This is a genomic window from Gardnerella sialicivorans subsp. sialicivorans (assembly GCF_056746795.1).
Genome location: NZ_JBWPXA010000001.1, coordinates 1 through 13,172, shown reverse-complemented (window position 1 = coordinate 13,172; position 13,172 = coordinate 1). Strand labels below are relative to the sequence as shown.

The window sequence follows — 13,172 nt, the reverse complement described above, 5'->3', positions numbered from 1 at the left end:
AGCTATCAAACAATAGGCTCTACTTGATTAAAGCCAAGCTCCACAGGAGTCTCTCTGCCAAAGATAGAAACAAGAACCGTAAGCTTTTGCGTTGTAGGATCTACGTCCGAAACAACGGCAGCCATAGTTGCAAATGGGCCGTCGGTAACTGTAACTTGATCGCCAACCTTGTAAGCAACTTCAACAGTGCGCTTACGAGCTGCTGCAGGCTTATCTCCAGCCTTCTTCAACGCCTCAGACGCAATCATAGGAGCCATCATATCAATAACTTCCTTGCGGCTAAGAGGCGCTGGCTCCTTAGACGGGCCAACAAAACCAGTAACACCTTCGGTCTCGCGCACAATGCGGCGAGCATTCTCGTCTGGCCACATGCGAATAAGCACATATCCTGGAACGCGCACGCGCGTAATAACCTTCTTGCCCTTGTCTGTGTGCTTTTCGACTTCTTCCATTGGAACTTCAATCTGGAAAATCTTATCTTCCAAACCAAAGCTTTGAACGCGGGATTCAACGTTAGTTTTAACGCGCTTCTCGTAGCCAGAGTAGGTGTGAAGAACGTACCACTTACCTTCAAGAGTTCGCAAAGTCTTGGAGAATTCTGCAACAGCGGCTGCGCCAGCGTCTGTAGGGTCTACGTCTGCGGAATCGGCGGAATCAGCGTTATTCTCCACTGGCAAATCGCCAGCAACCGTAGAATCGGCCTGCTCATGCGCCTCCACCGCATCGGCAGATGCGTCTAAATTCGCAAGATTATCTAGATTCTCTACAGAATTATCTACGGATTCAACATTTTCGAGATTCAACTCGTCAGTCATATTTGCACACCCTCAAAATTCGTCTAAATCAGCCAAACAGCCACATAACGGACTTGCCTAAACCGAAGTCCATAACAGTGACAAAAACCATCAAGAAAATAACAAAAATAAACACGGAAGCTGACCAAGCAAACAACTCTTTGCCGTGCGGAGCTACGACTTTGCGCGTCTCGTCAATAGTTTGCTTAATGAACATGCCAATACGCATGAACAAATTTGGCTTCTTCTCTTTTGCCTTGGCCATGCTTGAATCCTTCGTTTGAAAATTGTTAACAATAAAACTGGCAGGGACGGCGGGACTCGAACCCACAACCTACGGTTTTGGAGACCGTTGCGCTACCAATTGCGCCACATCCCTAGGTGAACTTGCTAATCATACCTTAAAAAGGTTGACTTGGCAAAACCGCCGAATATTCATGATAGCGGAAGGGCAAGATTTAAGGGTTTTTATTATGATTAGCGAGTGTCGCTAAATGCGCGGTTGCTGGCGATTTTTCCGCGTGTGCAAAACGCGCTGCCGCCTAGTGAAAACGCGCTGCAACGCTTAAAACGCGCTGCCGCTTTCAATCCACTGCTTCATGCGCCTCATGCCCTCTGCAAGTTGACTATCCGCCAAAGCGCACGAGAATCGCAAGTAGCCAGGCGCGCCAAAAGCCTCGCCAGGAACAGCAGCAACATGCGCTTCGTCAAGAAGCATTTGCGCGAGCGCAGACGATGTGCCTGGAATCCTAGAATCCTTGCCCAATGGGCGATTAAGCAGCGCCTCAACATTTGCAAACGCGTAGAAAGCGCCGTGTGACAAAGGGCAAGTTACGCCTTCCATACTGTTTAGCGCTTGCACAATCGCCTTGCGGCGAGCGTCGAAGGAATCACGCATTTTTGCAACTTCGTCCAATGGCCCGCCGACTGCTGCAAGAGCTGCGCGCTGCGAAATATTGGAAACGTTAGACGTCATGTGGCTTTGAAGCTTAATCGCGGCTTTTGCGGCCTCAAGCGGCGCAACCATCCAGCCAACACGCCAACCTGGCATTGCGTAAGTTTTTGCAACGCCATTCAAAACAAGCAGCTGGTCGCGCACTTCTGGCACTTCCACGCCAATGTACGAAGTTTTTACGCCGTCGTAATGCAAGTGCTCGTAAATCTCGTCGGAAAGCACCCAAATATGGTGTTTTACAGCCCATTCGCCAATCGCGCGAATCGTTTCCGCGCTCCAAATTGCGCCAGTTGGATTAGAAGGCGAAGTTACAATAATCGCACGCGTGCGCGGTGTGCGAGCCGCCTCAATCGCATCAATATTCGGCTCAAAACCGCGATCCGCGCCAGACATAACCGCCACTGGCACGCCGCCTGCAAGTTTTACTGCCTCTGGGTAGCTTGTCCAATATGGCGCTGGGATTATAACTTCGTCACCATCGTTTAGCAAAATCTGGCATGCTTCGTAAACAGCCTGCTTGCCGCCATTCGTTACAACAACTTGATTTGGGGAAACATCGTAGCCAGAATCACGCTTAACTTTGCGAGCAATCGCCTCGCGCAGCTCTGGAAGACCAGCTGTAGCTGTGTACTTGTAGTTTTTTGGGTCTTTGCATGCGGCGGCTGCTGCTTCCACAATGTAGAGCGGCGTTGGAAAATCAGGTTCGCCTGCGCCGAAGCTAATAACGTCGATTCCTGCGGCTTTCATCGCTTTTGCTTTGCCATCTACAGCAAGCGTTGCACTCGGTGCCACTTTGTTAATGCGATTGCTCATGGAGCGCCATTGGGAGTTTGATGTATTTGCTGCGATTTGCGATGCATTTTCTGCGATCTGCGACTCGTTTGCTGCCATATTTGCTGCGATATTTTCTGCCATACTCTACAGTTTAGCCATTACACGTTATTTCACGATTTTGTTTCTTTTTGCCCACATTTGTTTACGTACTAGCCGATTTGGGAAACAAACGCGGGAAAATTGACAACTTCGAGCTGCTTAATGCGCCAACTATTTCCGCTTTTTGTTGTTAGACACGCCGCTTAGAGCTACAAAAGCGGAGATAGCGTTCGCGCAATACCAAATAGGAATCGCGCAATACCAAGTAAGAAAAACGCAAATCGCAGCAAATGCTATAAAAGCACAAGATTATCGCGATGAACCACAGGATGCGCGTATTGACGCCCCAAAGTGGCCTCTAGGTCATCCGTTGTAAGCCCCATTACCTGCGGTATCTCGTCTGAATCAAATGCAACTAGCCCTTTGGCTAAGTGGTTGCCATGCTCGTCGTCAATCCACACTGGATCGCTTGCAGAAAAGTCGCCAGTAACTCCCACAATTCCAGCAGCCAGCAGGCTCGCTCGCCCTGCGCAAACAGCTGCAGCAGCACCAGCATCTACAATAATCGAGCCATGCGGATTAGACGCAAAACCAATCCAAAGTCTTCTAGAAGACGCGCGCGAGTTTAGTGGCGCAAACACGGTTCCAACTGCATCGCCAGATAGCGCACCCTCCGCGTTACTAGCACACGTCAAAAGCGTTGGTATTCCAGAAACAGCAGCAACGTGCGCCGCATCCATCTTGGTCACCATTCCGCCTGTGCCAACGCCCGAGCCGCTTTCGCCAACTTTAACATCGTCTAGCGCGCGCGTAACATCTGCAACAAAGCCAATTCGCTTAGCACCTGGCTCGCTAGGCGGAGCCGTGTAAAGCGCGTCAACGTCTGTTAAAAGAACCAGCGCATCTGCTCGCACAATATTCGCCACAAGCGCCGCAAGCCTATCGTTATCTCCAAAACGTATTTCGTTGCTAGACAAAGCATCGTTTTCGTTTACGATTGGCACAACACCTAATTCCAGCAGCCTAAGCATTGTGCGTTGAGCATTGCGGTAGCGCGAAGGACTTATAGTAACGTCTGCCGTTAGCAGCATTTGACCAACTTTTAGGCCATATTTTGCAAAAGCTTGCTCGTATTGCGCCATAAGCAAACCCTGACCAACCGAAGCCGTAGCTTGCTGCGTTGGAACGTCTTTTGGCCTAGAATCAAAGCCCAGAAGCCCAAATCCTGCTGCGATTGCGCCAGAAGACACAAGCACAACATGCGCTCCGTTAATTTGCGCGCGACTAATGGCGTCTACTAGCGAGCGCAGTTTTTGCACATCTAAATGGCCATTTTGCGCCGTTAGCGAGCTAGACCCCACTTTTACGACTATTGTGCGCGCATTGCTAATTGAACGCCGAACCCCGTTTTCGGTAGGCTCAATTGCTTTATTAACCATCTATTCACCACGCCCAAATAGGCTCTGCTCATCGTGTTTGTCGTCATCTACCGATGGATCCGCCCAATGACCTTGCTTGCGTTCCGCCATCATAGCGTCTCGCACAGCGCTCTTTGCGTCCATCATAGTGTGGTAGTCGCGGCGGCGCTCGGCATTAGTGCGCCTTGCACCACGCGGATCATTTGCTTCAAGTCGCAAGTCTTTTCCACGCGCGCCCAAGCTAGCACCGTCCAAACCTTCCGCACCTGCTGCAATGCTTGGATCCCAGTCGAAGCAAACCATGCGGTTTCCGCGACCAATCCTAATCTCGTCTCCTGGTCGCGCGCCCTTCTTGCGCAACTCGTCTTCTACACCAAGTTTCGCTAAGCGATCCGCCAAATAGCCCACTGCCTCGTCGTTGTCGAAGTTTGTTTGCACAACCCAACGCTCTGGCTTAGCGCCCGTAACAGTAAACCAAAAGTCGCCATTTTTGTCTTCTTCGCGCTCAATCGTAAAGTCGCTAGCATTTCCGCGTCCATCGTCGCGCCTGCGTCTTAATGCTGGCTGCTCAAGCGGCTGAATAACAACTCGCTCTTCTTCGCGCGCTGCCTCTTGCTCGGCAAGCTTTTCGCGCATACTAGCAACCATCTTTCCAAGCGCAAAACCAAGCTCTTTCAAGCCTTCGTGAGATGCAGTAGAAATCTCAAAAACTGGCAAGCCCATTTTTTCAAAGTCGCTTCGCACAAATTCCGCCAACTCTTTTGCTTCTGGCACATCAATCTTGTTAAGCACAATAATTCGCGGACGCTCGGGAATAGGAATTGCTCCAAGCGGCAAATCCAGCTTGTTTGCGTATTGCGAAAGCTCGTGTTCCAAAGCATTATAATCGCTGATTGGGTCGCGATTTGGCTCCAACGTTGCACAGTCGATTACGTGCGCGATTATTTCCGTTCGCTCAATGTGACGCAAAAACTCAAGCCCCAAGCCCTTTCCTTCGGAAGCACCTGGAATCAACCCTGGAACGTCTGCGATTGTGTAACGATATTCGCCAAAACTGACTACACCAAGATTTGGCACAAGCGTTGTAAACGGATAATCTGCGATTTTTGGCTTTGCAGCGCTGATTGACGCTACAAGACTTGACTTTCCTGCAGACGGGAATCCAACTAGTGCCACGTCTGCGATTGACTTTAGCTCTAGGATTACGTCTCGCTCTTCGCCAGGCTCGCCAAGAAGCGCAAATCCTGGAGCGCGACGCACCTTGTTTGCAAGAGCGGCGTTTCCAAGACCGCCTGCACCTCCTGCTGCGACTACGAAAGTGTCTCCTACGTGCTGCAAATCCGCCAAAACGTTGCCTGGCCTTTTTTGCGCGCCCGATGCGCCCTTCGCTTCAAAAATCACGGTTCCAACTGGCACTGGGAGTATAAGATCTTCTCCTTTGGATCCGTCTTTTGTATCTCCCAAGCCCATTGTGCCGTTTTGCGCTACGCGATGAGGCATAAATCGGTAATCAAGCAAGCTATTTGCATTGCGATCGGCTACGAATATAACGCTTCCGCCATTGCCGCCATTGCCGCCATTTGGCCCTGCAAGTGGCTTGTATTTTTCTCTACGCACGCCTGCGGATCCGTTGCCGCCGTCGCCGCCTTTAACATGTACTGTTACTCGATCTACAAAATCGCTCATAACTTTTACCTTACTTGATGCTCAATACTCGCCAGCTTTGCGAAAACAAAAAAGCCGCACCGAACAGGGTGCGGCTAGAAGATTAATGAGTTACTCAGGCGGTAACTACGTCAACAACCTTGCGATCGCGACGAATGCCAAACTTCACATTGCCGTCTACCAAAGCATACAGCGTGTGATCCTTGCCCAAAGCAACGTTCTGTCCTGCGTGGAACTTGGTGCCGCGCTGGCGAACAATAATGTTTCCAGCCACAACAGCTTCTCCACCGAACTTCTTAACGCCAAGATATTGCGCCTGTGAGTCGCGACCGTTGCGCGAGCTAGACGCACCCTTCTTATGTGCCATCTTGCTATCCTTTCAGGTTTATAACACCGTCAATCAGGCGATGGCCGTGATCTTGACGAGAGTCAACTTCTGACGATGACCCTTGCGGCGAGCCACGCCAGTCTTGTTCTTATACTTCATAATGCTAATCTTTGGACCCTTAGCTTCGTCGTTAAGAACTTCTGCCTTAACTGTGATCTTTGCAAGATCCTTAGCGCTTAAGGTCACCTTAGCACCGTCAACAACGAGCGCGACCGGGAATTCCACGGTATCGCCCTTCTTTGCATCGAGACGGTTTACGAGGATGGCGTCTCCAACCTCAACCTTCTCTTGATGGCCACCGGCCTTCACAATCGCGTACATAATTCGTTCCTTAGCTAAATTGAAAGCTTTACTTTTGCCTTGTGCGCAGCATTGAACCTGCGGCAAGACACCGACTATCAAAAATACACCGACCCCTGTACTAACGTCAAGAGCTAATTTATAAAGTCGAGTTAAACAGTAGAAACCATTGTACTCGAGCCTTATACTTTGATGCGTTTTTAGTTTTCTGATTCGTCTGTTTTTTCTTGCGATTCCACAGTTTCTTGCGACTCGCCTGCTTCTGACTCTTCGTTTTCTACTGGCGATTCATCGGTTGCTTGCGATTCGCTTTCCACCTCTGAAGATTCATGCACAGTTTCTTGCGATTCTTGCAACTCTTCCACTGGCTCATCTACTGAAAAATCGCCAGCAACCGCACTAATCGCCGAATCCGCAGAATCCACGCCGTCCCCAGAATCCGCCAAGTCATCGCCATCATCCGCATCGCCCTTATCGCCGTCCAAGCTCTTGCGCAAAGACTCCTCAAAGAACGCAGAAGACGCAGCAGCAGCCGCAATCTTAGCCAACTTAGCGCGAACATCCGCACTAGACTCCTGCTTAACTGTAGGCGCAGAATCCGCAGGACTTCCGTGGCCGTGCTTATTGGTCTTAATAAACGGGTCTCCGCCCTTAAGCGCATACGGATCCGCATACTCCGAAGACACTGTTGGCTCGTCGTGAAGAATAAACCCGCGGCCCTTGCAAGTCGGGCACTCCTCCGAAAACGCCTCAACAAGTCCCTGCCCAACGCGCTTACGCGTCATTTGCACAAGACCAAGAGACGTAACTTCCGCAACTTGATGCTTTGTGCGGTCGCGTGCAAGACACTCAACAAGCCTACGCAAAACAAGATCGCGGTTTGCTGGCATGACCATGTCTACGTAATCGATCATAACCATGCCGCCAATATCGCGAAGTCGCAGCTGGCGCGCAATCTCTTCAGAAGCTTCCAAATTGCAGCGAGTCACAGTCTCTTCCAGCGACTTTCCGCGACCAATAAAGCGACCCGTGTTCACATCAATCGTTGTCATTGCTTCCGTTCGGTCAATAACAATCGAACCGCCTGCAGGAAGATAAACCTGGCGCTCCATGCCCTTTCTAAGCTGGCTGTCGATTTGCCACTTGTCGAACACGTCTTTACCTTCATGCTCTGCAGGATCCCAGTACTCAATCTTGCTTCGCAAATCAGGCGCCATCATCTCTAAGTATTCGCAAATGCGGTCGTACGCGCCCTTGCCTTCCACAATCATCTTTTGGAAGTCATCGTTAAAAATGTCTCGAACAACGCGAATCGCAACGTCTGGCTCGCCTTGCAGCAACTTTGGTCGCTTCCCGTGCAAGAACTCTTCTCGCTTCGCTTCGATTCGTTCCCACTGCTTTACAAGCGACTCAAGGTCTTTTTCAATCGCATCTTCACTAGCGCCATCGGCAGCAGTTCTAATGATTATGCCCATGTCTTTAGGCGCGATTTTGCTTACGATTGCGCGAAGTCTGCTGCGCTCTCGGTCGGATAGCTTGCGACTTACGCCCGTCATTGCTCCAGAAGGCACAAGCACCAAGAACCTGCCTGCAAGCGTTACTTGCGATGTTAGTCGCGCACCCTTATGGCCTATCGGATCCTTAGTAACTTGCACTAAAACAGGGTCTCCCGCCTTAAAAGCAAGCTCCATTCTGCGCGGCTGACCTTCTAGCCTGGTTGTATCCCAGTTGACTTCGCCAGCGTAAAGCACGCCGTTTCTAGCCTGACCAATGTCTACGAACGCAGCTTCCATGCTTGGCAGCACGTTTTGCACGCGGCCAAGGTAAATGTTTCCAACGGTTGCAACTTCTTGAATGTCGGAAACGTAATGCTCAACAAGAATGTTGTCTTCGATTACAGAGATTTGCGTGTGACGATCGCGCTCGCGCACAACCATAAGTCTGTCAACGTTTTCTCGTCTTGCCAAAAAGTCTTGCTCCATAAGCAAGTTCTGGCGGTTGCGCTCCCTGCGATTATCGCGGCGGCGCTGCTTTTTGGCTTCAAGCCTTGTGGAGCCTTCAATATCCGTGATTTCGTCAATATATTGCTGTTTTCTAGACCTTCGACTTTGCGAATCCGTATCCGAAGAGTCAAATCGTGATTCGCTCGTGCTTGAATCATCTGCAAGCTTAGACCTGCGACGCCTGCGCCTACGCGTGTAAACTTCTTCGTCTTGAGATCGCAATTCTTCTGGGTCTGGAATCAAATCGCGGTCTTCTTGAGAAACCTCAATTTCGTTTACGCTGTACTTGCTTGACGCCGAGTTAAAGGAAGAATCTTCGGATTCGGCAGATTTATTGGCATTATCTGCTCTATCTGCCCTATCTACTCTAGAGGAGCGCCTGCGACGCCTGCGCTTTGTTACAACGCCATCCTCGTCGTCTTGCAAATCGTATTCTTTTGCATAGACTTCATTTGAATCTGCGCGATCATAGCGATCTGCACTATCTGCTCTATCTGCGTTATCAGCGCTATCAAAGTTATCAGCACTATCAACGCGATTACGAGCAGATCCGTCACTAAAATCATCCTCAAAATCGCCATAGTCAAATCTTCTAGAGGCTTTTCCAGCTTTACGATTTTCGATTGGAGCATAAGTTATATCGTCGTATTCAAGGTCTTCTTCGATTTGCTCAACCTCGGCAGCAGCTCTGCGCTCTGCAGCGTTAAGTCTGCGATTTTTGCGCGATTTTCTGCCATTTTGGCTTCCATACTCGCCGCGCTCACTTGCTTGCGATTCATCTTGATTTGCATTCTTATCTCGCTCAATTTGAGCGTTTTTCTCGTCACGATTTGCTCTAGAACGCACGCGAATCAATTGCGTATCATCGTCTTGCAAATCATAATTCTCGTCAAAAGTTTCGCGACTGTTTTTAACTTTGGCAGAAGACTTACTCGAGCGAGTCTTACGCGATTTTTTAGAATTGCGATTTGTGTCTTCATTAAAATCATCTTTGTTTTCAAATGATTCGCTAAAATCTAAACTATTGTCGCTTGACTTGCGATTATTGCGTGACTCTCGGCTATTTCGCCTACTATCATCTTTGCTACGCGAATCACGCGAATCACGCGAATCACGAGAATCACGAGAATCACGAGAATCACGACGGCTGTGCGAATCGCGCTTATTACTGCTTGAATCTTCGTAATCCGAATCCACATCGCGGCTTTCAGCAGAATGCTCGCGCTGAGGCAAAACTGGCTCTTGGAACAAAAGCGATGTTATTGGGCGTAGATGCGCTTGAGATTGCTGCTGCGCATAAGAACTATCTGCCGCAGAATCCGCAGCAAAAGGTGCAGAATCCGCCGCCGCTACTCCAGCGCGCAAATCCTGATTATCTCCGCCTTCAACGTGCAACTTCATCGATTCGCCAGCCGCTCCTGCAACTCTAACAACACGCCTTCCAGCACGCCTGCGACGCACGCCACTAGTAGCATCTTTAGAACCCGAAACAACATTAACAACGCCGCCAACTCGATCGGAAGTAGCATTAGAATTCACGCTAGCATCAGCTCCAGCTTTCACGCCAGCACTAGAATTAGCATTTTCATTTTCATTTTTATCTTTTTTATTATCGTCTGCTTCAAATACGGTGAAGCTTTCTCGCGTTACTCTGGGCACAATGCTCCTAGCGAAACGCTGCAATCGTCTCGCGCTCTTAGCCTGGAATGGGCACGCTTATGCGAGCCACCCCTCGGGCTGTTAATAAAGTCTAGCTGCGCGACAGCGGACACCTGCCTCAATAAAATCATGCGATAAAACGCGCGAGGGGATCGACGCCGTCGAATGCTTTGGCGGCTTGCAGCGCCACCGTTCTCTAGTATGCCATATTGCAACGTCAAACAACATACGCTCTTAAAAGTCATTTCACATTACCCCAATCGCAAAATCAGCGCTAAAATCGTTTGCATGGGTTTAATCAGCGCTATGCAAGGCTTTTGCGTAATCGGCATCGTAATTGCCGCAGGCTACGTAACCGCGCGTCTTCGCATCGGTGGATCGCAAGCACAAATGGTGCTTAATCGCGTAAGCTTCTTTGTGTCTAGTCCTTGTTTAATGTTTGCAATCCTTGCAAAAGAGCCAATTTTTGAGATTTTCCACTCGTCAATTTTTGTTGCGTTTTTCTCCGCAATGATTGTTGGAATCGCATTTGTTCTGCTTAATCGCCTATTTTTCCGCCTTCCTGCAGCGGATTGCACAATCGGCGCGCTTAACTCGCTTTACTTAAACTCGAATAATATTGGCTTGCCTGTTGCAACTTATATTCTTGGAAATCCCGCGCTTGTTGCCCCGATTTTAGTTATGCAGCAAGCTGTTTTTACGCCTGTTGGGCTAACGGTTTTAGACGTTACAACTACTGGAAAGTGCTCGCTTAAACGCATTGCTCAGCAGCCGCTTAAGCAGCCACTTTTAATCGGTTCACTTGGAGGAATTATTATTTCGGCAATTTCCGCAAAAGTTGGATATTTTCCTGTGCCGAATTTTCTTTATGACCCAATCAAGATGATTGGCGATTCCGCGGTTCCTATGATTTTGATGGCTTTTGGAATGTCGCTTTACGGCAGCAAACCACTACAAAAGGATTCTAATCGCGCTGCGATTGCGACTGTTGCGATTCTTAAAAATCTGATTATGCCAATTGTTGCGTTTTTGCTGGCTTATTTTGTTATGGGCTTTAGAGGCGCTACGCTCTACGCATGCGTTGTTCTGGCGGCTCTTCCGACTGGTCAGAACGTGTACAATTACGCTGCTCGATACAATGTTGGTTTGAGTTTTGCGCGCGATGGAATCCTGTTTTCTACTATTACGAGTCCGATTTTCATTGCGCTAATCGCAGCACTTTTGGGGTGATTAAGCCGCGCGCAATCGTAGAACTTTGCAATCACAACACTTTGCAATCATCTTGCTTTTTGAGCAAGAAGCAGTTTGCACGCTTCTCGCACAACATCCCCAACTTTCACACCCTGCTTATCGGCAGAAGCTTTTAGAGCCTCCGCATCTTCAGCAGATATGCGGAAAGTTATAGGCAGCATAGCTTCTTTATAAATAGGCGGTCTGCCAAGCGGCTTTTTAATATGCAAATTACCAGCTTTTCCATGATATATGCCTTTTTCAGCATCATTTTCCCATTTATCAAGCATTTCATCGGTAACGTCAACGCCACCTTCACCGCGAAAATTAGCCATAATCACTCCTAATATTTCGTATACGAAATGTTATCACATTGTGCCAGAGATTATCAAAATATGGCTAATCGAACTAATCAAAGAATACAAAAAGCCTAATGCAAATTGGCGCAAAGTGCGCATAAAGCATACAAAAAGGCCCTTGCACGTACTACGCACAAAGACCTTTATCATATAGCTTCTACGCATTTAGCACCATTCAGCGCTAAACGCAGCCAAATAGCTTAGCGGCGAATCTTACGGAACGCTGCACCAGCACCAGCCAAAACGCTAGCAGCCAAAGCAGTCAAAGCAACACCAACACCACTATTAGGCAAACCATTAGAAACACCACTCTTCATAGTAATATCAGTCCAACCAAGCTGATTGCCCTGCTCATCAACAAGAACAACCGTATGCTTGCCAGAATAACCAGCTGGGAACATGGCATCAAACTGAGGCTTACCATTAACCATGCGAACAGTCACATAATTAGCACCATCAGCACCCTTAAGAAGACGAGGGCTAGAGTAAATGAACGCATAAGCCTTAGCAGAACCATCACGATTCAAGCGATCAAGGAATGCCTGGTTAGAAATGTTCAAAGCCACCCTGTTCACAGCGCCAGCAACAACAACATTATTAGCGCCAACCGTAATCATGCCCTTCAATCCTGGCAACAAGTCAGCAACAGAAGCAGGAGCCGCAGGAACACCAGCAGCAACAGCAGCTGGAGCCGACTGAGATGCGCCAGCAGGAGTCGATGCGGATGGAGTTGTTACAGATGTAGTCGAAGACGAGGATGGAGTAGTGTCATCAGAGGATGGCGTCTCATCCGACGGCGTCGAAGGAGTCGAAGGATTAGACGGCGTCGAAGGCTCAGACGGAGTCGTATGATCTGGATTCACTGGATTTGGCGTTGGATTCACAGGAGTAACAGGCGTTGGATTCACTGGCTTTGGAGCTGGTGGAACAACTGGAGTTGGATTCACAGGAGTTACTGGAGTCACAGGAGGCTTTGGCTTCACTGGACCCACATTCTTCTCAGCAGCGGCAAGCAAAGTACGCGCCTCTTCAACAGTCTTAGCCTTAAGAATGCTAGTAACAACCTTACGCCCAAGACCCTCGTCCTTTGCCTTAATAGCTATATCTGCAATAGCAATCTTAGTAGCATCTGGATTCTTAGCCTCCTGCTCAGCTTGGTGAGCCAAAGCCTCTGGAGTCTGCTCCTTATTAGAAGCAGCATGATCAGACACATTAACAGTATTCACACCAGCAGTAATAACAGTCGGATAAGATACACCTTTCACATTTTTAACTGCATCATTATCTTTTACATCAGCTAAGAATGCTTCGGTAAGCTGTGCAGCGGAAGAAGTAATAGCATCCTCAGAGAAACCATACTTTCCATCCTTGGTATAAACCTTCACTGCACGAGTAGTAACAGATTTACTACCATTCACAAACTTGAAACTAACCTTAGCAAGAGCTACCGCAGCCTCCTGCTCAGCTTGGTGAGCCAAAGCCTCTGGAGTCTGCTCCTTATTAGAAGCAGCATGATCAGACACATTAA

General features: G+C 48.8%; 10 protein-coding genes, 1 tRNA gene and 1 pseudogene. 1 reads left to right on the top strand and 11 read right to left on the bottom strand.

The window, feature by feature from the left end:
- Positions 1-5: 5 nt before the first annotated feature.
- From nusG to AC1EKB_RS00020, 9 genes are all read right to left on the bottom strand, one after another.
- On the bottom strand, positions 6-815 hold the full coding sequence (gene nusG / locus AC1EKB_RS00060; protein WP_415694619.1) for a transcription termination/antitermination protein NusG: 810 nt from the start codon (positions 813-815) through the stop codon (positions 6-8).
- Positions 816-843: 28 nt separating this feature from the next.
- Positions 844-1,059: a preprotein translocase subunit SecE gene (gene secE / locus AC1EKB_RS00055; protein ID WP_004111941.1), complete on the bottom strand. Its 216-nt coding sequence runs from the start codon at positions 1,057-1,059 to the stop codon at positions 844-846.
- A gap of 38 nt (positions 1,060-1,097) precedes the next feature.
- Positions 1,098-1,173 (bottom strand) — tRNA-Trp (locus AC1EKB_RS00050).
- Between the two features lie 186 nt (positions 1,174-1,359).
- Positions 1,360-2,664, bottom strand: coding sequence for a pyridoxal phosphate-dependent aminotransferase (locus AC1EKB_RS00045; RefSeq protein WP_481248477.1), 1,305 nt, complete (start codon positions 2,662-2,664; stop codon positions 1,360-1,362).
- Between the two features lie 251 nt (positions 2,665-2,915).
- On the bottom strand, positions 2,916-4,061 hold the full coding sequence (gene proB, locus AC1EKB_RS00040; protein WP_481248476.1) for a glutamate 5-kinase: 1,146 nt from the start codon (positions 4,059-4,061) through the stop codon (positions 2,916-2,918).
- Complete coding sequence (gene obgE, locus AC1EKB_RS00035; RefSeq protein ID WP_481248475.1) at positions 4,062-5,726, bottom strand: GTPase ObgE; 1,665 nt, start codon at positions 5,724-5,726, stop codon at positions 4,062-4,064.
- Between the two features lie 94 nt (positions 5,727-5,820).
- On the bottom strand, positions 5,821-6,072 hold the full coding sequence (gene rpmA / locus AC1EKB_RS00030) for a 50S ribosomal protein L27 (RefSeq protein WP_004106248.1): 252 nt from the start codon (positions 6,070-6,072) through the stop codon (positions 5,821-5,823).
- A 33-nt stretch (positions 6,073-6,105) separates the two neighbouring features.
- A complete protein-coding gene (gene rplU / locus AC1EKB_RS00025) occupies positions 6,106-6,414 on the bottom strand; it encodes a 50S ribosomal protein L21 (RefSeq protein ID WP_004111933.1) in 309 nt (102 codons plus the stop codon).
- Between the two features lie 179 nt (positions 6,415-6,593).
- Complete coding sequence (locus tag AC1EKB_RS00020) at positions 6,594-10,055, bottom strand: Rne/Rng family ribonuclease (RefSeq protein WP_481248474.1); 3,462 nt, start codon at positions 10,053-10,055, stop codon at positions 6,594-6,596.
- 288 nt (positions 10,056-10,343) lie between these two features.
- Between AC1EKB_RS00020 and AC1EKB_RS00015 the strand changes: the two genes are divergently transcribed.
- Positions 10,344-11,285, top strand: coding sequence for an AEC family transporter (locus AC1EKB_RS00015; protein ID WP_481248473.1), 942 nt, complete (start codon positions 10,344-10,346; stop codon positions 11,283-11,285).
- Positions 11,286-11,332: 47 nt separating this feature from the next.
- On the opposite strand, the gene AC1EKB_RS00010 is transcribed toward AC1EKB_RS00015, so the two are convergent.
- Together AC1EKB_RS00010 and AC1EKB_RS00005 are read right to left on the bottom strand one after the other, a co-directional pair.
- On the bottom strand, positions 11,333-11,620 hold the full coding sequence (locus AC1EKB_RS00010) for a toxin-antitoxin system antitoxin subunit (RefSeq protein WP_115761706.1): 288 nt from the start codon (positions 11,618-11,620) through the stop codon (positions 11,333-11,335).
- 224 nt (positions 11,621-11,844) lie between these two features.
- A pseudogene (locus AC1EKB_RS00005) lies at positions 11,845-13,172 on the bottom strand (hypothetical protein); the annotation flags it as partial.